The organism is Roseibium sediminis, from assembly GCF_008711325.1.
Lineage (GTDB): Bacteria > Pseudomonadota > Alphaproteobacteria > Rhizobiales > Stappiaceae > Roseibium > Roseibium sediminis.
On sequence record NZ_VXDB01000002.1, the window covers coordinates 184,936 to 207,950 of the forward strand.

At 59.6% G+C, this 23,015-nt stretch carries 28 protein-coding genes and 1 pseudogene; 8 read left to right on the top strand and 21 right to left on the bottom strand.

What is annotated here, in order from left to right; genetic code table 11:
• Genes F0155_RS02765 through F0155_RS02785 form a run of 5 tightly spaced genes read right to left on the bottom strand, consistent with a single transcriptional unit; the run spans position 1 to position 6,607 of the window.
• Positions 1-723 carry a DUF2793 domain-containing protein gene (locus F0155_RS02765; RefSeq protein WP_150522945.1) on the bottom strand — a complete coding sequence of 241 codons (723 nt, stop codon included), beginning with the start codon at positions 721-723 and terminating at the stop codon, positions 1-3.
• Positions 716-4,594, bottom strand: coding sequence for a baseplate multidomain protein megatron (locus tag F0155_RS02770; protein WP_150522946.1), 3,879 nt, complete (start codon positions 4,592-4,594; stop codon positions 716-718). The genes F0155_RS02765 and F0155_RS02770 overlap by 8 nt, the downstream gene beginning before the upstream one ends.
• On the bottom strand, positions 4,582-5,064 hold the full coding sequence (locus F0155_RS02775) for an NlpC/P60 family protein (protein WP_150522947.1): 483 nt from the start codon (positions 5,062-5,064) through the stop codon (positions 4,582-4,584). Before F0155_RS02775 ends, F0155_RS02770 begins: the two co-directional genes overlap by 13 nt.
• Positions 5,042-5,935, bottom strand: a complete 894-nt coding sequence (locus F0155_RS02780; protein ID WP_150522948.1) for a DUF2163 domain-containing protein — start codon at positions 5,933-5,935, stop codon at positions 5,042-5,044. Before F0155_RS02780 ends, F0155_RS02775 begins: the two co-directional genes overlap by 23 nt.
• Before the next feature lie 33 nt (positions 5,936-5,968).
• Positions 5,969-6,607 (bottom strand): DUF2460 domain-containing protein, encoded by a 639-nt coding sequence (locus F0155_RS02785; RefSeq protein ID WP_150522949.1) that lies wholly within the window; start codon positions 6,605-6,607, stop codon positions 5,969-5,971.
• 94 nt (positions 6,608-6,701) lie between these two features.
• Between F0155_RS02785 and F0155_RS02790 the strand changes: the two genes are divergently transcribed.
• Positions 6,702-6,956 (top strand): HP1242/YdcH family protein, encoded by a 255-nt coding sequence (locus F0155_RS02790; RefSeq protein WP_150522950.1) that lies wholly within the window; start codon positions 6,702-6,704, stop codon positions 6,954-6,956.
• A 22-nt stretch (positions 6,957-6,978) separates the two neighbouring features.
• Here the strand turns inward: F0155_RS02790 and F0155_RS02795 are convergent, their stop codons facing one another.
• The 14 genes and pseudogenes from F0155_RS02795 to F0155_RS02855 all read right to left on the bottom strand — a co-directional run bounded on the left by F0155_RS02795 (position 6,979) and on the right by F0155_RS02855 (position 15,563).
• Positions 6,979-7,557, bottom strand: a complete 579-nt coding sequence (locus F0155_RS02795) for a phage tail tape measure protein (RefSeq protein WP_150522951.1) — start codon at positions 7,555-7,557, stop codon at positions 6,979-6,981.
• Positions 7,550-7,810, bottom strand: coding sequence for a phage tail assembly chaperone (locus tag F0155_RS02800; protein ID WP_150522952.1), 261 nt, complete (start codon positions 7,808-7,810; stop codon positions 7,550-7,552). The genes F0155_RS02795 and F0155_RS02800 overlap by 8 nt, the downstream gene beginning before the upstream one ends.
• Positions 7,811-7,839: 29 nt before the next feature.
• A pseudogene (locus F0155_RS02805) lies at positions 7,840-8,151 on the bottom strand (gene transfer agent family protein); the annotation flags it as partial.
• A gap of 20 nt (positions 8,152-8,171) precedes the next feature.
• Positions 8,172-8,585 (bottom strand): phage major tail protein, TP901-1 family, encoded by a 414-nt coding sequence (locus tag F0155_RS02810; RefSeq protein WP_150522954.1) that lies wholly within the window; start codon positions 8,583-8,585, stop codon positions 8,172-8,174.
• A 30-nt stretch (positions 8,586-8,615) separates the two neighbouring features.
• Positions 8,616-9,047 (bottom strand): DUF3168 domain-containing protein, encoded by a 432-nt coding sequence (locus tag F0155_RS02815; RefSeq protein WP_150522955.1) that lies wholly within the window; start codon positions 9,045-9,047, stop codon positions 8,616-8,618.
• Entirely contained in the window at positions 9,044-9,364 is a 321-nt protein-coding gene (locus tag F0155_RS02820) for a phage head closure protein (RefSeq protein ID WP_150522956.1), read from the bottom strand. The genes F0155_RS02815 and F0155_RS02820 overlap by 4 nt, the downstream gene beginning before the upstream one ends.
• A complete protein-coding gene (locus F0155_RS02825) occupies positions 9,361-9,927 on the bottom strand; it encodes a head-tail connector protein (RefSeq protein ID WP_150522957.1) in 567 nt (188 codons plus the stop codon). The genes F0155_RS02820 and F0155_RS02825 overlap by 4 nt, the downstream gene beginning before the upstream one ends.
• A 164-nt stretch (positions 9,928-10,091) precedes the next feature.
• A complete protein-coding gene (locus F0155_RS02830) occupies positions 10,092-11,420 on the bottom strand; it encodes a phage major capsid protein (RefSeq protein WP_150522958.1) in 1,329 nt (442 codons plus the stop codon).
• Positions 11,421-11,444: 24 nt separating this feature from the next.
• Positions 11,445-11,867, bottom strand: a complete 423-nt coding sequence (locus F0155_RS02835; protein WP_244303451.1) for an HK97 family phage prohead protease — start codon at positions 11,865-11,867, stop codon at positions 11,445-11,447.
• On the bottom strand, positions 11,864-12,064 hold the full coding sequence (locus F0155_RS23575) for a hypothetical protein (protein WP_192913745.1): 201 nt from the start codon (positions 12,062-12,064) through the stop codon (positions 11,864-11,866). Before F0155_RS23575 ends, F0155_RS02835 begins: the two co-directional genes overlap by 4 nt.
• A gap of 89 nt (positions 12,065-12,153) precedes the next feature.
• Positions 12,154-12,378, bottom strand: coding sequence for a hypothetical protein (locus tag F0155_RS02840; protein WP_150522960.1), 225 nt, complete (start codon positions 12,376-12,378; stop codon positions 12,154-12,156).
• On the bottom strand, positions 12,371-13,570 hold the full coding sequence (locus tag F0155_RS02845) for a phage portal protein (protein WP_150523080.1): 1,200 nt from the start codon (positions 13,568-13,570) through the stop codon (positions 12,371-12,373). Before F0155_RS02845 ends, F0155_RS02840 begins: the two co-directional genes overlap by 8 nt.
• A gap of 246 nt (positions 13,571-13,816) precedes the next feature.
• On the bottom strand, positions 13,817-15,094 hold the full coding sequence (locus tag F0155_RS02850) for a DNA-packaging protein (RefSeq protein WP_204934379.1): 1,278 nt from the start codon (positions 15,092-15,094) through the stop codon (positions 13,817-13,819).
• Complete coding sequence (locus F0155_RS02855; protein ID WP_150522962.1) at positions 15,039-15,563, bottom strand: hypothetical protein; 525 nt, start codon at positions 15,561-15,563, stop codon at positions 15,039-15,041. Before F0155_RS02855 ends, F0155_RS02850 begins: the two co-directional genes overlap by 56 nt.
• A 206-nt stretch (positions 15,564-15,769) precedes the next feature.
• Here F0155_RS02855 and F0155_RS02860 point away from each other — a divergent pair, with 206 nt between their 5' ends.
• From F0155_RS02860 to F0155_RS02870, 3 genes are all read left to right on the top strand, one after another.
• Positions 15,770-16,840, top strand: coding sequence for a GGDEF domain-containing protein (locus F0155_RS02860; protein ID WP_150522963.1), 1,071 nt, complete (start codon positions 15,770-15,772; stop codon positions 16,838-16,840).
• A gap of 26 nt (positions 16,841-16,866) precedes the next feature.
• Entirely contained in the window at positions 16,867-17,082 is a 216-nt protein-coding gene (locus tag F0155_RS02865) for a hypothetical protein (protein ID WP_150522964.1), read from the top strand.
• 68 nt (positions 17,083-17,150) lie between these two features.
• Positions 17,151-17,525: a hypothetical protein gene (locus tag F0155_RS02870; RefSeq protein WP_204934381.1), complete on the top strand. Its 375-nt coding sequence runs from the start codon at positions 17,151-17,153 to the stop codon at positions 17,523-17,525.
• Positions 17,526-17,527: 2 nt separating this feature from the next.
• On the opposite strand, the gene F0155_RS02875 is transcribed toward F0155_RS02870, so the two are convergent.
• Entirely contained in the window at positions 17,528-17,953 is a 426-nt protein-coding gene (locus tag F0155_RS02875; protein ID WP_150522965.1) for a secondary thiamine-phosphate synthase enzyme YjbQ, read from the bottom strand.
• 77 nt (positions 17,954-18,030) lie between these two features.
• Here F0155_RS02875 and F0155_RS02880 point away from each other — a divergent pair, with 77 nt between their 5' ends.
• From F0155_RS02880 to F0155_RS02895, 4 genes are all read left to right on the top strand, one after another.
• Positions 18,031-19,326, top strand: coding sequence for a glycosyltransferase (locus F0155_RS02880; protein WP_150522966.1), 1,296 nt, complete (start codon positions 18,031-18,033; stop codon positions 19,324-19,326).
• Between the two features lie 77 nt (positions 19,327-19,403).
• Positions 19,404-21,041 (top strand): FMN-binding glutamate synthase family protein, encoded by a 1,638-nt coding sequence (locus F0155_RS02885; RefSeq protein WP_150522967.1) that lies wholly within the window; start codon positions 19,404-19,406, stop codon positions 21,039-21,041.
• A gap of 25 nt (positions 21,042-21,066) precedes the next feature.
• On the top strand, positions 21,067-21,840 hold the full coding sequence (locus F0155_RS02890) for a helix-turn-helix domain-containing protein (protein ID WP_150522968.1): 774 nt from the start codon (positions 21,067-21,069) through the stop codon (positions 21,838-21,840).
• 68 nt (positions 21,841-21,908) lie between these two features.
• On the top strand, positions 21,909-22,289 hold the full coding sequence (locus tag F0155_RS02895) for a VOC family protein (protein WP_150522969.1): 381 nt from the start codon (positions 21,909-21,911) through the stop codon (positions 22,287-22,289).
• Between the two features lie 69 nt (positions 22,290-22,358).
• Here the strand turns inward: F0155_RS02895 and F0155_RS02900 are convergent, their stop codons facing one another.
• Positions 22,359-22,940, bottom strand: coding sequence for an NAD(P)H-dependent oxidoreductase (locus F0155_RS02900; RefSeq protein WP_150522970.1), 582 nt, complete (start codon positions 22,938-22,940; stop codon positions 22,359-22,361).
• Between the last annotated feature and the right edge of the window lie 75 nt (positions 22,941-23,015).

The following is a 23,015-nucleotide window of genomic DNA, read 5'->3' on the forward strand; positions in this document are numbered from 1 at the left end:
TCACTCTGGTGCCGCCGGCACGAAACAGTGGACGGCGATCTTCACGGCACCTCCCGTGAAGGCCCCGGTCTGAGCCGTCAGGACAACATCGGTTGGTGAATAGAACGCCGTCGGCCCGATGACACCCAGATTGCTGGCTCCTTGCGATATGCCCAGAAATCCGCCGAACTTGGAAGTTTCCCCCGGCACGCCGCAATCATAGGCACTTGCCCCGGTTATGGCAGCGCTCGTTCTGGTGGACACGCAAAACACGATGGCCCGATTGGGGATCAGACCGGGTGCGGAGACGGACGACCCACTGAGATCGGTCAGCTCGGCCTCGACCACTTTATGAAGACTTTTGGCTCCCAACGCGCCTTCTGCCAGAACGGTCTCAGCCGATGGCTTGTTTGAAAGAGACTGCCAGCCGGTTCCGTCATGAACCAGAAACGCCGCTTCATCCTGGATGAAGGCCGTCATCCCGGCGCGCGGGGCAACAAAGCTCCATCCTCCAGCATCGAAGAACGCGATCTGACCATCAGCACCTGACCACAGGCCGCCTGCCCCGCCCGGTACGAGGTAAGCGTCACCCTCTGTCAGGCTTGCCGGTGCCATGGTTGACCGGCTGAGCAAATCAAGGTGCATCAGCCGATCGATCCGCACCAATGCCTCATTATGCGTGACGTGTTTTTGCGCCTGTGCCGCAGCGAGCAGAGGAAGATTGAAGCGAGGTGTTTCAGACATGGATTGTCGCCCTTGTTTCTGCGCCCCGGCCATAGGTGGCCGAAAGCTGGACAGCAGAAAGGCTCAGCTCGGAGACAGGAGCCCCGAAATCTGCCAACTCTGCTGCGGTTTCATAAAGAACATGCGGTGTTGCCGTGGAGAGGGTCCTCAGCACGGCACTCTCTGAACCTAGAATATCGACCTCATAAGCCTCCCTCTCCTCGGCAAGCGGAACCTCCGCCTGCTCCCAGCTGTCTCCGCCGTAGCGCGTGCGGCGGACCCAGCTGATCCAGATACCACCTTCTTCCCGGCATGCCGTGAGATGAACCGGTGCGAGCGGCTTGCTGCCTCGCCGGTTGGAGACATGGTCAAAGCGGACGACCGATGGATCGTCCATAGTCATCCCCTGAGGCACCAACAGATAGGAAAAGGCTTGTCCGGCAAGGTCCTGTGCAAGCGGCACTTGCGGAACGGAAACAGCGTCCAGCATCACGACCGCAGCCCCTGCATCGGCCCCGTTTGCCATCTCCATCTCGGTCCCCTTTTGCCCGCGCAGGAGCCCGCTCAGGCGATAGCGACCGGGTGACACTAGATCAGCAGAGCGGAACTGGAGGATTTCGAACCCGCCAGACCGACATTCGACCGCCAAAACGTTGCCACCGGACAGGACTTCGTTTTCCGTCCTGCTTTCCAGATGGCCGCCAAACATCTCCAGATCGATGATGTTGGACGTATCCCATCGCCACAGCGGCCCCGTTTCCAGCGGACTGGTCAGTCGCCCCATGATGGCGGGTCTGTCGATGGTCGATATCGCCTCAAAGCCGGTTTCGCTGGTGGAGCGATAAAGGACATAGGACCCCGGCCAGGGTGAGCTGAAGACGGCAAGGCGCGGTGCATGGGGCACATCATCTTCCGTCAGCACGGGTAGATCCAGCATCAGGTGATGTGGCGGGCCGATGATCGTCGACTTGAACGGGGCCCCGGTCACCGGTTCTGCACGAATGACAGATGGGGCACCCGTCCCCAAAACCGTTGCCTCAATCTGTCGCCGGTCGGTTTCCTCAATGTTTTCGACCCGCAACCGGAGAGGCGGCGAAAAGGTTTCGAACGGTGTGGAGCCGAGCTCGATCATGTCACCAACATCAATCGCCTGCTCGGCTGGTCCCAGCGCAAACTGTACCCGTTCCCGTTCCTGCCAGATGCGGTGCAGCCGTCGTTCGGCGAGAGACTGGGCATCCGCCGGTTGCAGGACCGCAGCAAGATCGGCGCTTTCAATTGTTCGGCTGCCGCCTTCCAGTCGCCGAGACGCTGCAATCCGTGTTCTGAAATCGCTCAAGGGGTCATGGGCGCTGAAACGAACCTCGTGAGCCAGCTCATTTGCCTGCGCCCGCTTGCGCGACAAAAGCGCACCCTCTTCTGCAGGTTCTGCAAGGTTCTTTGCCTCAAGCGCCCACACGACCGGGCCCTGATGATCTTTCAGAACAACATGCGTTCCACAGTCGGCAGCGATACCGCCATAGGCTGACAGCAGGGGTTCGAGCACCTGACGGGCGGAAACGGGCCCCGGAATGGCAATGCCGTCAATCGACCCGCTCATGTCGTGCACCTGAAAATCGGATGCGGACAGACCGAAATCTTCAAGGATCGCCATGATGACCGCTGTCAGCCCGGATGCCCCGAGCCGCCCTGTCAGCCAGTGGCCAAGCATCCAGTTGTCCCCATCCGCCCAGACATCGCCAAAGCGGGGAAAGGCCGGATAGGGCCGCGCGTCCCAAGTCCACAGATAAATCCCGGCGGGGTCGATCATCGGCCCGCCATAGACCGGAGATACCGGCTGATCTGCGGGCGGATGAAGTGGATGCCCCGCCCCCCAGTAGCTCAGATGCGCTTCCAGTGCCCTGCGCTGGATCAGATCGTCCCGGTTGCCTCTTGAAAAATGAGGCATGGCATTTTCCGACGACTTCGGATCGACAAACACATTCGGCTGGTTCGCGCCTCGGTCAATGGCCGGAAAGCCAAGCTCGGTGAAGCGGATCGGCTTGGACATCGGCGACCACGCCGTTGGAACATGCAGCTCACTCCCGCCAACCCGCTCGTGATGCGGATTGGCCCACCAGGAGCGAATATCCTTGGCCTTGTAGACCCATGGTTTGCCGGCCGCCCCGTCCGAAATCGGCGTTCGCAAACCGGCAAGCCGGTCTGCCTCGCTTGCATAGTACCAGTCGTGAAGTTCCCCCTGCTCGATCTGGTCACGCAATGCGTTGACGTCATAAGGGTTCCGATTGCCATCCGGGTCACCGCCGTCGCGCTGATCGGCGAGCGGCAGATAGTTGTCGATGCCGATAAAGTCGATATGAGGCGACGCCCAAAGCGGGTCCAGCGGAAACCGCAGTTCACCCGCCGCGACCTGATGCGCGCCGTATTCCGACCAGTCAGCGGCATAGGAAGTTTGCGCCCCGCTTCCCAACAGCGCACGGACCTCGGCAGCGAGCGCGGCCCACTGGTCGACAAACGGATAGTGGCCGTTTCCGGCATGGGCACGGGTCAACCCGCGCATCTCGGTTCCGATGAGAAAGGCCTCCACACCGCCCGCCGCCTTGGCAAGCGCAGCACAGTGGAGAACATGACGCCGGAACTGCCACTCCTGCGGCCCGCTGTAGGAGACAGTGTCGCCTGCGACATGAAAATGCCCCGCACTGGCCGACCCGAAAAACTGTGCAGCCTCGGCAACCGGATCAGCTCCTGGCATAATGCGCCCGCGCCACGGAAAGGCCGCCTGCTTTGTGCCGCCATAAGGATCCGGCAGGCTGTTGTCTGGCGGAATATCCATCAGGACAAATGGTGTAACCATCACCTCCAGCCCGCGAGCCTTCAGGTCGCGAATGGCGGCAATCACTGTTTCATCGGACGGGGTTCCGCCATAGGCAGGCCTGTCCTCGACGCGGGAAACAGGAACGGCGTCCTCTCGCTGCACCCCTGCGACCGACCAGCTTGCCCCGGACGTCTGTTTCCAGCCTTCCTCGACCTTGGGGCGGATGGTGCAGTGGCCAGCACGCAGGTCATCGCCGAACCAGGCCACTATCAGCGCAACACGCTTCAGATTGGGGCAAAGGGCCTGCAGCTCGTCAATGGACGCGGTCCAGTCCGACACACTGCCCGGCACATGGGCATTGATGCTCTCCGTTACACCCGGTTTGGGGTGGCTGGTCACCCTGCCCGGCGCATAGACGAACTCACCGGCACCGGGAATAATGGTGACAGCCTGAACAAGCTTTTCCAGATGATCGACAGGCCGGATCACCTCGAAGGATAGCTGCGGCAGACGATTGCCGAAATTCTCCAGCGGCAGGCGCTCGAAGACGACATAGGCCGTGCCCCGATAGGCAGGGGTTGCTCCCCCCTGAACGGCGGCAATCAGTGGGTCAGGCATCTGGTCGTCGGCCCCCTGATGCACCCGCATCGTGAAAGCGGACGGATCAATCTCCTTGCCATCGGCCCAAACCCGGCCAATGCGCACAATGGGGCCTTCGCAAATGCCGACGGCGAAGCTGGCGAAATAGGCGTAGGACTTCACTTTCACGGAGGGCCTGCCGCCCTTTCCACCGTGCTTTTCCTCGCTGACGACTTCCTCGAACCGGGTCGACCAGATGATCTGACCGGCAAGGCGCACCCGGCCATAGACCTTGGGCAGACTGGCGCCTTCGGTGGAGGCCTGAACATCGAGATCCTTCAGCCGCGCCCCTTCGATGGTGCGCGTGGAACCGAAAAGGTTCTGGTCCAGCGCCCCGCCGATCAGCGCACCTGCGGCCTTGCCGACGATTGCCCCAAATCCGCCTGCGCCCAACGCAGCGCCAAGGGCCTGACCGGCGGCTGCCAGTATCAGCGTTGCCATGTTGCACCTCCGGGAAAGGCAAACCGTGCTGCGATCCGCCGTTTCCACGCTGGAACCAGCGGCGTCTCGACGACACCAACGCGGTCATAGGAATGGATGATCTGGCCGCTTTCGCTGACAATGCCCGCATGTTTTGCCGGCATTTCGTCTTTCCAGCGAAAGACAAGAATGTCGCCCGCGACGGTATCGTCCGAACGCATATTCTCGATTGGTCGCTCGATCAGCCAGCGACGCCCGGCTTCAAGCAGGGTCTCCCTGCCGCCCGTTTCCGCCCAGTCGGCGCTATAAGGCGGCAGTGTTTCAGGTTCAGCGCCGTAGATCGCGCGCCAGACCCCACGCACGAGACCAAGGCAATCGCAGCCTGCCCCCTTCGTGCTTGCCTGATGGCGATAGGGTGTTCCGATCCAGGACCTTGCCTCGGCGACGATCCGGGCACACAGGTCATCGTCAGGGCACAAGAGGTCCGCCATCGTTTTCTCCGGTGTTTCTGGAAGGGTAGGACAGGACGAAATCGGACCCCGGCATGTGCGGGAAGCCCTGAAAGTTCACTGCATTTGCAAATTTTGCGCGGCAGGTGCCAAAGCGCTTGTCGCAGCCTGCGGTCACTTCAATCCCGGTGCCGTCCGCGAGTTGTTCGGCAGGCGCCTGCCACAGACGAAGCTCCGCCAGACCGCCTGATCCGCCGTGATGCGAAATCTCGCTGGCAAACCCGGCAAGGGCACCGTCAACAACCCGCAGCCGACCGCCGGAAAACCAACCGGCAGCATAGGCGCCAAGGCCGCTCACCCGGACCATCTCCCGCGTTGACCCCGCTTCGACCGAAGCAAGTGCCCGAAAAGCCGGATTGGTGAGATCCACCTTGCATCTGGCATCGCCGAGATCGGCATCGCAGGCCCGCTGAAAGACCCGCCCGTGTTTGGACTCCAGCAGATGCGACAGGCCGCGCAGCTCCGCCTTGAATGCATTTCCCTCCTGTGTCACCTCGCCAATGAAGGCCCGACGCAGCAGGATGTGGTCCTCAGGCTTTTGCCAATTGACCCTGTAGACCCGGACCTCCGCGCCATCCCAAAGGCCGGATACGAGATCCTTTGGCTCAAGGGCAGGTCCCGACAATTGACCTGACACCTCGCCGCCGCCAATGGCAAAGCCGGGACCATCGGCAAGCGCCGAAACGCTGAGACCGTTTTGCGGATGGCAGGGCGTGCCCTCAAGGACAAGCGGACGGTCGTGGTCGGTGAAGCCAAGTGTCAGGCCGTCCTTTCGGGCGACCAGCCAGCAGGCGGCAAGCGTCGTCACCCCGCTGGCGAGATGCGCCGCAAGTGTGGAAGGTATCTGTTTCAAGACATACCCCTTGAGATCGGGAGAAAACGCAGGTCAGTCCAGCCGAATTTCCACCAGCGGAATGGAGGGAATATCGCCTGCGCGAAAATGGGTGATGCTGATCTCCAAGTGATCGGTATCAAAGCGAACCGGTACATCGAACCGGAAGCCTGCCGTGATTTGTGCCCCGTCAGGCGGCGCTTCGGCAAAGACGAGCTCACCCGTTTGCGGATCGATGGAGACGTGCGAACCGGTTTGCTGCGGCACGCCGCCAACAGCAACTGTCACGCTGTCGGCCTGCGGCAGCCGGATTTCGCGAATATAAGCCTGCCCACCGCCTCCATAGGTCTTCGTCAGACGAAACCGTGTCTGAGCCCCGTCTCCCACCCCGACAACCTGGTCCGCATTCGAAATTGTTGTTCCGGACAAGGCAGAGGAATGATCGAGCGGATCGCGAAACCTGAATCCGACCAGTCGCCCTCTCGCCTTTTCAAACAGGGAGACGACCTGCCGCAAATCGTCGACCGATCGAATGCCACTGCCGGCGTCATATCTGCGGCGGCTGTCGGACCAGCGGGCGTTTCTTGCCTCAAACCCGGTCGCAAGCGGTACAATGTCCGTTTTTCTTTCAGGCCCGCCGGTCGCGCCGAAGGCGATGGCGAGCGGAAAACTGTCCTGAAGAAATGAAATCATGGGTTCAAACCCTCGAAGTGAGGCCGGATTGATCTGCCTCAAGGTTTCTATCTGCGACCATCGCCATTCTGCCTTCAAACAAAGGAGGCATTGAATGAGCCACGTACCCCACGAGCTGCACGAAGAATTCCCGGATCAGGTTCAGGCGATCCACAACCTGAAAACGTCCGACAATCACTTCGCGCGCCTTGCCAATGAATATCATGAGGTCAATCGCGAAATTCACCGGATCGAGGCGGAGATTCAGCCGACCTCCGATGACGTTCTGGAGGATTTCAAGAAGAAGCGCCTTCACCTGAAAGACCAGATCGCAGCCATGCTGGCTGCCGCTGAAAACGCCGGCACCTGAGCCCCTCCTTTTCAGGCCGGTGTTAGAGCCCGCGCCGTCCCCGTCCGACGGCGCGGGCCACAATTGCAGAGACCTGCGCTTCCGATCTTCGGAAGCTCTCCACATCCCGCGCGACGACAGTTACATTGATCGCGTTTCCGGCATTGCCGGTTCCAGTGCGAACACCCAGGCGTCCATCCGCACCTCGTGATAGCGGCAGGATTGCCTCGGCTCCCGCCTCTCCGGCGAGCCCCGTTCCCCCTTGCATGGAAAAATAGGTGGGCGTTGCCACCACGCCTCCCTTTGCAAACGGGGTGATGGACTTCAGGATTGAGGGGAACAGCCCCTTCCCAATTCCACCCAAGCCGCTGAACAGGTTGCCCGCCAGAGACCCGGCCAGCCCCTCAAGCGGCGCCAGGGACTTTGCCAGAACCTTCGACGACAGGCTGAGCGCCATTTGTCGGAATACCGAATCCAGCGACTTCCCGTCGACAAGCGCCGACTTCATGCCTTTCGACAAGGTGGAGGAGAAATCGCGCGCCGAGAGGTTCAGCTCAGCCATCTGCCGTTGAAGGTCAGCAAGATCGGCCAACGGCTGTCCCCTGTCATTGTCCTCAATCATTGCCACTCTCCGTCGAAGGCTGTGCGTCCGGGAACCGCTCCATCAGCCCGGTCAATTGCCGGCGGGCAAATGCGGGAGGGCGAACAGGAACGAACGCCGCTTGCAACTCGGCCAATGTTGCGGACCAGAAAACGGCCGGGCTCCAATGCAGGCGGGCAAAGGCGAGATGCATCAGATCCTGCCATGGCAAAGCGGTTCGTGAAGGGCTGCAAAAGGGGGCTGGTCTGTCTGACCGCCCTCCCCGGCTCCGCATGTATCCCCCATAGTGCTGTCCTCGGCGGCATCCGGTGCGCCAAAGGTCACTTTCAGCAGGTCTGCGGCAATCGCGGCAAAGCCAGTGGCTCCTGCAGGTGTGCGCATGGTTGCGACCTGATCGTCGCTCACCTCGTGCCCTGCGCCGCGCAGCCCGGCACCAATGATGCGGATCATGTCACGCGCTGCCAGCCTTCCTTCCGAGAACCGCGCCAGAAGCGATGGTAGGTCCTCACAGGAAAAGGCGCCTTCCAGTTCCGCCAACGCTCCCAATGTCAGAACCAGTGTCCAGGTCCTGCCGTCGAGCACGGCTGATATTTCCCCACGTCTGCGATTGGGCATCCTCGATCCTCCCGATTGCTTCAAACTGCGGCGAAGGTCAGTTCGCCCGCCGATTCCAGAGCGATTTCATAAGTGACTTCACCGTCATGATTGCCGGCATATTCAAGGGCTGTGACCTGAAACAGGCCCGAGATGACGCCGAAGTCCGGGATTACCACCTGCCATGGCCGGATTGCGCCATCGAAAAAGACGGAGCGCACTTCGGCATCGCTCGCCGCATCCTTGAAGAGGCCTGCCCCGGAGAGACTGGCTGTGCGAGTGCCTGCCCCTTCCAGCAATTCACGCCAGCGTCCCGCGCTTTCTGCCGTGGTGACATCCACAGATGTCGCATTGAGGGAAAGCCGCCGGGCCCGAAGCCCCGCAACCGTTGAAAAACTTCCGTTTTGCGCGACATCCAGCTTCAGGAGCAGGTCGCGACCGCGTTGAGCGCCCATGCAAGGCCTCCAGATTGAGTTGAATTGAGATCAAGCGACAGGTTCCGTGACCGCCCGCAGGCGGATGGCTGCCTGAAATCCCCGCCCATCGCGAAACCGGCGGGACTGAACGCTGCCAAGGGTGAGATTGACCAGTCGGTGACCGCTCAACTGCACTGGCCCATGGATGAGCGTTTCACAGGCCCTTTCCGCAATTGCGACCGCCTCATCCCGGCTTTCGCCGCGGCTGTAGACAGACAGGGTCAGGTCGTGCACGAAGCCGTCTTCCGGATCACTCAGCACAGGCTTGCTTTCCAGATCCTGCAGCACAAGAAACGGCATGGCCTGAGCGCGCGGAACACCGTCGAACAGCCGACTTCCCCCCAACAACCCCGTCAAGGTTCCGTCGGCTTCCAGACACTGAAAGAGGCCACTGCGCAAAGACGTCTGGGCGCTGACGCTTGCCGAGATGGATGCGGTCATCGTCCTTCCTCCTCGGCCAGACACTCAAGTTCCCGTTCGCGGCCATCCGGATCGGCCACGGCAAGCAGGCGAAAGCTCCGCTCGCTGGTTTTAAGTCGCCATCCTCCGGCAAGATCCGGGCGATAGCGCATGCGAATACGATGAGTTGCCGTGCCATCCAGGCGTTCATGGGCAAACTGCTCCTGCAGGCTCAAAAGCCTCAGGGACACGAAATCCGGCCCGGCATTTGTGTAGATGAGTGCGGCCTGTCCGCCCGGAAGCTGCGTTGACACCGGTTGTTCAACGGTCACCGGCACCCGATAGCTCCCGGCACTCACAGCCGCGGCACCTTGTAGGGGGCGACAAGACGGTCGACACCGTGAGGAATGCTATCCAGCACCACCCCACCCTCTTCGCGATGTTCAAACCAGTGGGCAACCAGAAGCCGGATCGCCTGTTTGAAAGCCTCCGGAACGGCATCGGCAGTTGCCCCATATCCGGCGGAAAACTCGATTTCCGCGCCCATCATCGAGCGGGATGGAACGCCGGTATCAAGGCTGACCTTCACTCGCGCCGGAGCGACGTCACGCCCAAGCGACCATTTGTCAGGTGATAGCGCATGCGGAATGCCGGTAGCGTCATAAACAGTGATGCTGTCGATGCTTTGGACCGGAGCAACGGGAAGCCGGACTGCCCGCCCTTCCGGCCAGGCGTCGAGATAAAGCCGCCATCCTTGAGTGATGAGCGCGCGCCCTGTCAGGCGCTCTACATGCTCCCGCGCTGCCTTGATGTAATCGGCCAGCAGACCATCTTCCGTCTCGCTGGCAAGGCGCAAATGCGCACGCAAGTCCGCGACCGTCAACGGTTCGACCGCTGGCGCCGCAATCAATATCGATGTCATGAAAAGACCCCGCACCACAAAAAAAGACGTCGGCCTCTGCGAAAACGCCGACGTCAGTTGGGGAGGATTCAGGTGACCAGACGTGCCACCTGAATGAAAAGACTATCGGGACCAGCCGCTGTGATATCAACCAAGGCCGATTTCACGCTGGCTCGTCAAAATTGTCAGACCGAGAACTTCAAGAGCTTGATTGCATCGAAGTCCTGAACACCGCCGCCGACACGTTTTGTGGTGTAGAACAGCACATAAGGTTTGGCCGAATAGGGATCGCGCAGCAGACGGACACCCACCCGGTCAACCACGAGATACCCCCGGCGGAAATCGCCAAAGGCAATCGGTGTGGCATCAGCGCCGATGTCCGGCATGTCTTCAGCCTCGGTCACGGCGAAGTTCATAAAGGTCGCTTCGCCGCCTGCAACCGCTGGCGGTTGCCAGAGGTAATTGCCGTCTGCATCCTTCAGCTTGCGCAAGGCTCCTTGTGTCCTGCGGTTCATCACGAAACGGGCGTTCTGGCGATAGCCGCTCTTCAGCGTGTAGATCAGATCGATCAACCTGTCGGCGGGCGCAGTGGCTGCAAAGTCCCCGGCAACGCCGGTGGACAAGGTTCCGATGCTGCCCCAGGACCAGGCCGCCTCGTCCACCTGTGGAACACTCAGGAACCCGGTCGGCTTGTTGACCCCGTCGCCGGAAACGAACGCTGCGCCCTCCTGCTCGGCAAAGGCTGTCTCCACCTCCTCGGCAATCCACGCATCCAGATCGATGGCCGCATCATCCAGCAAGGCCGAGGTGGCAGCCGGCATGGCGTAGAGTTCCATGGTCGGGAAGGTCAGCTCAGCAAGGGTAGGCGATGCCGTTTGCGGGCGCGGGCTGGTTTCGCCCACCCACCCGGCTTGCGGACCTGTCTGGGCGAAGGGCTTCTTGTAGCTGCCGGACGAGACCTGGCGGTTTCCGGCAATCGCACGAATGGGCGAGACGAGCGAGAGGCGGCGCAGGATCTCCGTCTCGGTTTCTTCGGGAACCAGATAGCCGCCGTCGCTTCCGGTGCCGGAGTTCATGGATTTCAGTTCCAGCATGCGCATCTGCTGATCGCGGCCACTGCGCATGTAGCTTTCAAAGGCAGCCTTTTGCTCAAGAGTACGGGAGCCGCCCATGGAGCTGGAGCGATGACCGAGGGCTGGACGGCGCGCCTTCAAGCTCAGGTCATCAAGACGCTTCTTGGTCATGTCCAGCGTGGCATCGAGGCGATCCAGCTTTTCGAGGGTCAGCACATCGGCGCTGCCGCGTTTTTCGATTTCCTCCAGCCGGGCATCATTCACCTGCCGGTAAGCCTCAAACGCGCGAAAGAAGCCGTCGAAACTGCGCGCGACCTCGTCGCCAGAACTTGGCATCTGGGATGGCTCGTCAAAGGAGACATCGGCAACCGGGAAGCCGGCCTTTGTTTCAAGGTCGGTCGGGAGCGCGGAAAAATCATGATCGGAAATGGACATAAGCATTCCTTCTTTTGCTGGAAAATATGGTCAGGAGAGAAGACGGGCTCTCGCCCCTTCAACCTGCGGGAAGGTCACGAGGGAAATCTCCCACAGGTCAATTTCGGACAGGCACCGGACACCGCGCTGGTCCCGCGGACGGGTTGCCTTGCGAGCCTGGAAACCGATGGACAGACCGCTGAGCGCACCGGCTTTCATCAGGCAGGCCGCCTCGCGGCCAAGCGCCGTTCCGCCGATCAACCGACCGATGACGCGCAGGCCGACCCGGTCCTCGACGATCCGTTCCCATCGCCCGATTGGCCGGGTCTGATCGTGCTGCCAGAGCATGGCAATCCGGCTAGTCCCGCGTGTCATCAAGCTCTTGCGAAACGCCCCCGGCAGCACCTTGTCGCCCGCTCCGTCGACAATTCCAAAGAGGCTCGCATAGCCGCTGATCAGGGTTCCATCACTCACCGCTTCCGCTCCATTTTGCCTTTGCGGCCTGCGGCTGCGATCTCCTCTTCGGCCATCCGGGCAAGGTGGCATGCGAAGGTTCTGAAAACGGCCTGGTGATTGGCGACAGGCGGAATGGAGACTGGCGGGAGGGTGGCTGGGCGGGCGCGCAGACGCGGCACGCTCCAGCCGGTGGACTGGACACATTGATCGGTCATTGAAAACACCTGAAATCTGGCAGCAAAACTCCGTCTTCGGGGCAAACTTCCCGGAATAGGCAAATCTGCCGCTACGTAAATTTGTCAGTTTATTGAATCGGTTCGCCGGAAACGCTCACCCCGCTCCGCAAGCGGTTAAGGCGTTGATTCAAGTCGGAAAGCTCGTTCACAAAATCGGAGAACCGCTGGTTGGATATGGCCAGTTCCTTCAACAGGAGCAGGGTCAGAAATGATGCGGTTGCAGCCCACAGAAAAAGGGCCAGATGGGCAAGATCACCCCGGTCGAGAACCGAGCGCGCAACATCTTCAAGCATGGGCTCGTCCTCCCTCGCGGGAGCCGTAACCAACGGCCATGCGCTTTTCATCCTCGCTCAGGAAGTCGGCACTCCCCACCCGGCGCCACAGCGCCTCTCGCTCACTCGACAGGGCCTCGATGGCATCGATATCCGGCTCCAGCCGCAGGTTGCCCTTATAAGCGGGACCAAGCCATGCCGCCAGATTGGCCGCCATTCGCTTGACCAGAGGCAACACGGCACCGCGCCAAAAGGCCCGGTTGGCTTCCTGATAATTCGAATAGGTGTTGTCGCCGGGAATGGCGAGCAACATGGGCGGCACCCCGAAGGCAAGTGCAATCTCGCGCGCGGCCTGATTCTTGGCTTCAATGAAGTCCATGTCCTTGGGCGTCAGCCCCATGGGCTTCCAGTCGAGCCCGCCTTCCAGAAGCAACGGGCGACCTGCATTCTTGGCACCCTGATAGCCACTTTCCAGTTCTTCCTTCAAACGCTCAAACTGGTCGGCGGTCAGATTAAGGGCATCCCCTGCCCCATAGACCAGGGCGCCGGATGGCCGTGCTGCATTGTCGAGCAACGCCTTGTTCCAGCCGGTTGCCGCATTGTGGATGTCGAGGCTCATTTGTGCAGCTTCGACCGGTGCGAAACCGTAGTGGTCATTCAGCGGATGAAAGAAGCGAATGTGGCGAACAGCTGCAATCTCGCCTTCCCCGTCAGCGGGCAAACGAATGGTCTTTCCATCAACGGTGTAGTCGAATGCCTCAGGCCAGCCATTTGCCCCCGGCACGACCTTCATCCGGTCGGGCCTCAGCGCGTACAGCTCCCTCGGGATGCCATCAACACCGACCTGCTCCAGATAGGCATTGCCTGCCGTCAGCAGATAACCATAGGCGCTTTCCAGAAAATCCGGCCCGGTCTCCTGCCGATTGGGCCGGGCGAGCAGGTCCAGCAGCGGGTGAGTGACGAGCTCTTCGCCCCCCTCATGCAGCAGCAGCGGCACACTTGCCGCCGCCTCCGCCACCATACGCACGGCACGATAGACAATCGGGTTTCGGGCGTAGCCCTCGCGGGCCAGCGCCGCATAGTTGCGCGTGCTCCAGACCGGCTGGGATTGTCCGTGAACAGCCAGAAGCGCCCCGGTTCGGGATGCCTTCTCCTCACGACCCTGCTCCGGTCCCCTTCGAAAAATTGATTCAAATCTCTCGCTCAAGCGCATGACATGGCTCGCTTTTTTCAATGTTTTTCAAAAATGAGGAAAGCGTTTTCTATTCCAATCGCTTTCAGGCGAGGCACTCCCTTTTTCCCCTCCCCCATGTGGGGAGGGGTTAGGGGTGGGGGTGAAGTTCCCGAAGCCTCGATCTTTGGCATGAGCTGAGAACTCGCAAGCCCCCCACCCTGGCCCTCCCCACAAGGGGGAGGGGAACTGAGTTCCAAAGGGCAGCTGCTTTCGTGCTGGTACGTCTTAAAGCCCGCGTACCTTGGGTGTCGCTTTCGGGCCCAGCATCAAATCGGTGATGGCCCAGACCAGCGCGTCCAGCCGATCCGGTGATCTGCCTCCCGACAAACCGGAGGTGCCAAAATCCGCCATTTCATCTTCCAGTTCCGGAAACGGACCGACATGGTGCACCTTGCCTTGATCGTAAAGCATGGCCACGGGCTCGGCGCGCGAGTACTTGCCACGGGTCGCCCGCACTTGCCGAACAGGAACTGCAGGGTCGACGCCGGCAATCACCTCCGCCACCATCTCGCCGCCCTGATTGACTTCGGCAACGAGACAATCTGCGCTCAATCCGTGCCAAAGGCCAACTGCTGCAGCCGCCCAATCGGTGGGTTTGGCTTGCCTTCGACTTCGATCAGCCAGCACATAGGCGCGCCCCTCCTCCGACAGACCAACAGCGACAATCCCGCAGGCATCGGAGCGCTTGCCGGAGGTGGCGGGAGGGTCTATGGCCACCACGATGCGCACAAGCGTTGGCGGAGCACCATCTACGCGGCAGGCCTCCAACCCTTCCCTGGACCAGAGAGCGTCTGGCCGGTCGTCTATCATTTCCCCGTCGAGTTCCTGCCGACCAAGGCGGGTTCCCGCATATCTTGCGACCACGGTTTCCAGAAAGGTAGGTGCCAGATTATAGGCATTGACCCGTGTTGCGGCATGGGTAACGGCGGTATCGGTCTGTCCCGTGAGCCGTTTGAGGATCGGGACCGGGCGCGGCGTTGTGGTAATCAGCTGGCGCGGCCTTGTCCCCAGACGCAGGCCAAACTGCAGCATGTCGAAGGTTTCCTCCGCATGTTTCCATTTCGCCAGCTCATCACACCAGGCCAGATCGAATTGCGGTCCGCGCAAGGCCTCCGGATCTTCGGAGGAAAACACCTGCGCAACCACTCCATTTTGCCATTCCAACCGCCGACGGGACGGGCTCCAGACAGGTCTTCTGCCCTTTGGGTGCACAGCCAGAATGCCCGAAACACCCTCGATCATGACTTCACGGACATCGGCATAGGTCTCGCCGATCAGGGCAATCCGGCCAGCTTCAAGGAGGCTTCTGCCAGCAGGGCCCAGCGCAAGGGAGCGTATCCATTCCGCTCCCGCCCTTGTCTTGCCAGCCCCTCGCCCGCCCAGCATCAACCAGGTGGACCACGATCCGGGCGGCGGCAACTGATGAGCATGGGCAAACAAGGGCCAGTCAGCCAGAAGGAACCTTATGTCCTGCGGACTGAGACTTTGCAGCGCGTCCTGCATTTTCCCCATCCGAGCACAATCCATGAAGGCGGCCCGCAAGTTCGCTGCGGAGGTGGTCCGGATCGACATTGTCATCACCTTCCGATGCCTCCTTCTCGTGGCTTTTCCGAAGATCGGATACCAGCTCCAGTGTTCTTGCCAGACCGGCGAGCATTTTCACGGCCTTGTCGAGCTCTGCGATGTCAACACTCTGGTCGCCCATCTCGGCGAGTTTTGCTTCAATTCGGTCCAGCTGACCGGTGCAAGTCTCATAAAGCCGACCAATCAGATCGACCGGTTTTGCGCCCACCGCCCCGCTTGCGGAAAGGTCTCCACGGCATTGAGAAGCCCCGCTGTCCGGAGGCTTCCTCCTTTCGACCCGTCGCATCTTTTTCGCCCTCGCCCGCTCAGAGCGAAGGCTTGCGGAAATACCCCTTTCAACCAGACCGGAAAAACGCCCTTGGGCCGAGTTACGTGTTTGATCAGTCATTTTGGCCAACCAGAAATATTGATAAAATTTATTACTACATTTATTACTGCTCAAAATCTCTTTTATTGAGATAACTACATATATTTTCGCAATAACAATGCGCAATAACACGCATCATTATTCCCGCTTTACGCTTTTTTATTTGTATTACCCTACATCTTTAACTCAGTAGAATATCAGACTCGTGACTGCGGCAGGCGCCCAAAATGGACAAAACACTTGTAGAGATGCTCCACATCAGCAATCTGGAGATTGCCGATCGGCTGAAAATCCTAGGTATTTCAGCCGAGGAACTCGACCTGCTTTCCGGCTACAAGCCCATTGTCGAAGCTTGCGCGGAAACAGTCGTTGAGCAGTTCTACGAAGTGCAGGCAAACCACGACGAGGTGGCCCTTCTGATCGGCGATTCAGAGACAATGCGACGCCTCAGAAATGCCTTGAGGCGCTATGTCGTTGAACTCTTTTCGGGCTACTACGATCATGAGTATGTGAACAACCGACTGCGGATCGGTCTCGTTCACAAACGCATCGGCGTGGAGCCGAAATTCTATCTCGCCGGGATGTTGACCCTGAAGTCGATCCTCACCGAAACCCTTGCAGCACACGAGACTGACACCGAGCGGCTACAGAAATCGCTACTGGCGCTGGACAAGCTCCTGCATTTCGACACGACCCTTGTGTTCGACACCTACATTCATACGGTCGTGACCGAAGTTGAAAACGTCAAGAAACGGGCAATCCTGTATGCCAACGAGCTTGAGGAAAAGAACAAGCTCCTGGGCACCTATGCCGAGCGTGACTCCCTCACGAACATCCTGAACATCCGCGGGATGCAGAAAATCCTTCGCCGCGAAATCGCCATGGCGCAGCGACGCAAGTCCATTCTTTCGGTCATCTACATTGACGTGGACGACTTCAAGCAGGTCAACGACACCAAGGGCCATGCAAAGGGCGACGAGATCCTTGTCGATCTGGCGAAGTGCATTACCGAGAACATGCGAAGCGCCGATTTTGCCTGCCGGATCGGCGGAGACGAGTTCTGCGTCATCCTTCCCGATTGCGATCAGGCAGGCGCCTTTGCAATTGCCGATCTCATTCAGGACGCCTTTTCAGGGCGTTACCCGAACAATACAATCAGCATCGGCGTTTCGGAAACCGGACATCAGGAATACAAGGACGAGACGCGCCTGCTCCATGAAGCCGACGAAAAAATGTATGCGGACAAGAGCGCCAAGAAGGAACAAAAGACCGCCTCGACACAGGACGCTGCGGAATAACAGCTCCGGCGAACACGAAAACACCTTTGCTGGACGCGACCTCTGGTCCGGCACTGATACTTCTTGTTCTTCTTGATGTTCAGAAAAAACCGGAACAGCGCCTCAGCCGCAGTTTTCCGATCATGGCAAAACCCTATCAGAACATCGTCACGCTGTCAAGAATTTTTTCCTATTCCAGCGAATTCGGCACAACGGCTATCCGGACAGCCGCCACCGGCCTTTGTTTTCCGCGCGCCCATTGAAGAAGTCCCGCTACGTCACCAAGTGTCTGCTGTCGAACAAAACACTTCAAATATTATCAGGTGACATAATGGGAAAACGCGTCTTGATGGTTGGCTGGCATCCAACAGCTACTGCAATCGATTATACCAAATGGCCGGATCTGACGCCGGAAAAGCTGCTGGCCATGCTAAACGCCGACAAGGACAAGATTGCCGCGACAGGGCATGACATTACGCTGGCCTTCATTCACACCGCCGAGTCAGCTGCGGGCGATGTTCAATCCATTCTCGAACAGGACGACTTTGACATCGTCATGATCGGTGCCGGGGTTCGCCGCGTAGACGACCATTTCCTCGTGTTCGAGCGGCTGGTGAACGTGGTGCACGAACACGCGCCAAAGGCCAGAATCGCCTTCAACACCCGTCCGGAAGATTCCGCCGAAGCCATTGAACGTTGGGTTTGATCCTACCTGTCTGACAGGAAGTGTGCCGCGACCTGCCGTTGGTGAGGCCGGTCGCGGTGCTCGAACAGATATATGCCCTGCCAGGTGCCCAGTGCCATTCGGCCACTTTCAACCGGAATGGACAACGAGACCGGCAGGAGCGCGGCCTTGATATGGGCTGGCATGTCATCCGGCCCCTCATAGGTGTGGGTGAGATAGCTCATCGAAGGATGATCGCTCGGCGGCACCAGCCGCTGGAAAAAGGCGGCCATGTCCGTTTGAACTTCCGGATCGGCGTTTTCCTGAATGAGCAGGGAACAGGACGTATGACGCACAAACAGCGTCAACAGGCCGTCGCGTGCCCCGCTCGCCTTCAGCCAGCTTGCAACCTGCGCCGTGAATTCGGTGAGCCCCTGTCCGCGCGTATGAAGTTCAAAACGGTGATGCATCCGGTTCCCCTTCCGGCCTTGCAAATGCCACAGAACTCGGCCACCTGAAAGACATTCTGATCAAACGGGTTTTCAAAATGTCTTCTTCTGACCCAAGCGTGCAACGCCCCAAAATCCTGATTGCAAGTCTCGGCACCCGGGGCGATGTCCAGCCTTATGTCAGCCTTGCCCGTGCGTTGCATGCCGAGGGCGCAGAAGTTGTGCTGGCAACCGGCGAAGGCTTCGACGACATGATCCGCGCTGCCGGGGCGCGGCCTCTGGTTCTGCCGATCAACTACCAGACACTCCTTGGCTCTACCTCAATGCGCGAGGCGCTGTTTTCCCTGCGCGGAATGATTCAGGCTGCACGGGACACAACCCGACTCCAGCAGGAGGTGGCTGAAACGCTCTACCGCGAAACATTGAGCGAAAAGCCGGACCTGATCCTTTTCAATGTCAAGGCAGCCACAATCACCATTGCTGCTCGCAAACTCGGCGTTCCGGCCCTGCCGACCTGCCTGCAGCCGATCCTTGCGGCCACATCGGACTACCCGATTGCCCTGTTCGGCCTTCCGAATCTTGGCTCCATCGGCAACCGCGCCAGCTGGTGGGCGTTCCGAAAGCTCTTTTATCTCGGCATTGGCCACTTGATGAAATTCATGACCGGGCTAACGGGAGAAGATCACAAGAAGCGCGGCGATCTGGTGGACGGGTTTGACCCGAGCGGAGGCGCTGTTCTCTCCCTGCAGGGCTATTCTTCGGCCCTTGTTCCAAACGCGTCCGACTGGCCCGCTCATGTGCGCTCAACCGGCTACTGGTTCACCGAGCCGGATGCGCATTATTCACCTCCGCCAGAGCTTGCCGCGTTTCTGGAAAGCGGACCACCACCGATCTATGTCGGGTTTGGCTCCATGCCGAGCAAGGACCCGCAAGGCTTTACGCAAATGATCCTGACCGGTCTTGAGCGGGGAGCCTCTCGCGCCATCCTTTCGACCGGATGGGGCGGTCTTGCACCTCATGACCTTCCGGAGACGCTAAGGAGCAGGGTGCATGTTCTTGAAAAGGCGCCGCATTCGTGGCTGTTCCCGAAATGCGCGGCCATTGTCCACCATGGCGGGTCCGGCACGACCCACGAAGCCCTGCGCTGGGGCAAGCCCTCCTTCATCTCGCCCGTCTTTGGCGATCAACCCTTCTGGGGCAAGCAGGTGGCCACCATTGGCGCCGGCCCAGCCCCCATCAAGCAAAAGCACCTGACAGCAGAAACCTTTGCCCAAGCTCTTAAAGATCTGGAACAACCGACCTATCGCCAAAATGCGGAGAAAGCCGCATCGGTCATGGCCGGTGAACCGGGAGCTGCCGGCACCGCGCGAATGCTGATAAAGACATACTTGTAGACCGCTTTGGGCTTTTCTTTCCCTCAAACCCCTGACACACCTTGGGGCGAGAGATTCTTCGGAGAGGACTGACCCGCATGCCCCCTTCCCGCCATTTTGCATTTTACCTTTGCTGCCTTGCGGCGATCCTGTTTTTTCTTTTGGGGCTGGTCTGGACAGCCTGGTTTTTCTGGGGTGCCCTGATATTTGGCGCACTCGGCGCTGTCGGGATTTGGGACCTTTGCCAGAAGCGGCATGCGGTCTTGCGCAACTACCCGGTGATCGGACATTTCCGCTATCTGTTTGAATCCATCCGCCCCGAAATGCGGCAGTATTTCTTTGAAAGCAATCAGGACGGGCGGCCGTTCTCGCGCGAAAAGCGTTCACTGGTCTATGACCGCGCCAAGAACATCGAAGGCAATACGCCGTTCGGGACAGAATACGATGTCTATGCGCAGGATTATGCATGGGTGAACCATTCGATGGTGCCCCATGCGCATGGCACTCAGGACCTTCGTGTGACCATCGGCGGTCCGGATTGCACGCAGCCCTATTCGGCGTCGCTATTCAACATTTCCGCCATGAGCTTCGGCTCCCTCAGCGCCAATGCAATTTTGGCGCTCAACACGGGTGCCAAGCGCGGTGGCTTTGCCCATGACACTGGCGAAGGCAGCATCTCCCGCTATCATCGGCAGGGCGGCGGCGATCTCATCTGGGAACTGGGCAGCGGCTATTTCGGCTGCCGGGCGCAAGATGGCGGCTTTGACGCGCAGAAGTTTGCAGCGCAGGTCAAGGATCCCCAGGTCAAGATGGTGGAGATCAAGCTCAGTCAGGGCGCAAAACCCGGCCATGGCGGCGTTCTGCCCGGACCGAAGGTGACAGCAGAAATCGCCGAGGCGCGCGGCATTCCGATTGGCAAGGAATGCGTCTCGCCTGCCTCGCATCCGGCCTTCTCCACCCCGCTCGGCCTGTTGAACTTCATCAAGCAGCTTCGGGAACTCTCGGACGGAAAGCCTGTCGGCTTCAAGCTCTGCCTTGGCCACAAGTGGGAATTCATGGCCATCGTGAAGGCGATGCTGGACACGGGCATCAAGCCGGACTTCATCGTCGTTGATGGCGCGGAAGGTGGAACGGGAGCGGCTCCCGTCGAGTTCACCAACCGGCTTGGCACACCGCTGCGGCAGGGCCTTTCCTTCGTGCACAACACGCTCGTGGGCGCGGGGATCCGCAAGGACATCAAGATTGGCGCCAGCGGCAAGCTGATTTCCGCCTTTGATCTTGCCAGCGCCTTGTGCCTTGGCGCCGACTGGGTGAACTCTGCCCGTGGCTTCATGTTTGCCGTTGGCTGCATCCAGTCGCAGAGCTGCCACACCAACCGCTGCCCGACCGGCGTTGGAACGCAGGACCCGGAGCGCCAGAAGGCCCTTGTGGTGCCGGACAAGGCGGACCGGGTCTATCACTTCCACAAGAACACGCTGAAGGCTTTGTCCGATTTCACGGCTGCGTCCGGTCTCAATCATCCTTCCGAGTTCCGCCCGGAACATCTTTTCATCCATGAAGGCCACCGCGCCGTGCAACCGGCAAGCGCCGCCATGACATGGGTGAAACCCGGCGCGTTACTAGCCGATGATCACGACATTCCGGGCTACTCGCTCTATTGGCGCATTGCCGACCCGGCCAGCTTTGCTCCGCTGAAATCCGTCAGCGAGGCGAAATTTGGCAGTTCCGCAGCCTGAAAGGGCCTGACTGAATGGGCCTGAGATGAGCGGTTCTGGCACAAACAAGTCGACACGTCCCTATGACCCGAAGGGCCATGGCAGGGACAAGGCCTTTGAAACGGTGCACTTTGCCGAGACAGAACCGCCCGATCATTTGCGTAGCGTTGTGCATCGTTTTCTGGAGTTGAAAACGCAAGGCGCACTTGGTGAAGACTACCGGTTTCATGCCCTTCCCGATGCCTGCACCTATGTTGTGCTGGACCAGAGCGACACGCGGATTGCCGGGGTCACACGCTTGAAGGCCTCGTCCGAGGAACTGAACCTTGGCCGGTCCTTTCACTTCGTCAACATCCGCTTCCTGCCCGGTGTCTGGCAACCTACCATGGAGCCAGTCCACTATGGTCTCGTCGATACGCCTTATTCAGGCGCCTTGCCACTCGTCTCCCTGTCCGCAGCCGTCTCTGCCAAGGGTTTTGCCGAGAGCCAGTCCGATTTGTCGGGCTTTGTCGATGATCTGGTCCATCGGGGGACCGTGGTTCCAAACCCGGTGACCGAGAAGATCTTCGACCAGCTGGAAGACATTCATTGCGTTGCAGACATGGCCGAGGCGGCGCATCTCTCAGCCCGCCAGCTGCAGCGCACCTTGAAAGCCACCACCGGCTTTACCCCACATGATTTCCTGAAGGTTCTGAGGCTCCAGCAGTCGCTCAAGGGAGAGCCGTCGCTTTCCTACGCTGATCAGTCGCATTTCATTCATTCGTTCAAACGGGCAACCGGATATACGCCTGCGCGCTACTCCAAAAAGTTCGATGTCTGAAATCTACAATACCCGCCAGCGCTCTCCTGTTAGGCCTGCAGCATGGTTGACCATGACAGGAGATTGGCATGACACAGATGAACGCGATTGGCTGGTTTGATATCTTTGTTGACGACATGGAGCGCGCCGTCCGCTTCTACGAAACGGTTCTGGGCCAGAAGCTGGAGGCGATTGGAGACCCGACCGGCGAAAGCCAGATGATGAGCTTTCCGGCAGACATGAGCGCCTATGGCGCAGGAGGGGCGTTGTCAAAGACCCCGCATGGTAGGCCGGGCCCGGGCGGTACAATCGTCTATTTCAATGCCGAGGACTGCGCCACCGAGGAGGCCCGCGTTGTCGCTGCCGGCGGTCAGGTCATCCGCCCCAAATTCTCCATTGGGGAGTATGGCTGGGTGAGCCTGTGCCAGGATACGGAAGGCAACCTCTTTGGCATCAGCTCAATGAATTGATTGGTTAGAGCCTCTGCCGGGGCGGGGCGACAACGCCCCGCCCTATCCCCATTTCCCTACTCGGGAAACTCAGGCCCGCTCGCCAAGCCTTGCAGCGCGGACCAGCATTTTCTCGCGGTCCGCGTCAGCAGATCCCATGATCGGGGCAAACCAATGGTATCCGGTCATTTTCAGGCCGCAGAAATTCAGGATCTGCTTTTGGGTCTGCTTTTGAATGCCCGCCCCATAAATCCAGCGAAAGATCCATCCGGGCGTGTCCGCTGTCACCAGAACTTCCGATGTCCGACCCTGCATCAGCTTCTCCGGCAGGGAGTTGCCCTTGACATATTTGAAGGTCTTGCCGGGCAGAAAGACACGGTCGATCAGGCCCTTCAGTTTGGCAGGCATGCCGCCCCACCAAAGGGGATGCGCCAGAACGAAATGATCGCACCATTCCAGATCCGCGAAAAAAGCCTCCAGATCCGGCTCCCATGGCTTCGTGTTATGGAAGCTGGACGTGCCAAGATCAGGGTCGAACCTCAGCGCAGACAAGGCAATGCGACGAACCTCATTGCCGCTGCCTTTCGCGCTCTCGGCATAGGCGACAGCCAACGCCCCGCAAAAACTGTCCCCTGCCGGATGGCCATCCAGCACCAAAATCTTTCGGCTCATCGCCTGCTCCTGTAAGAAACGAAATTAATTGACCGTGGTCATTTTTTTAATGATCTAATGTCGAAGGTCAAGAAT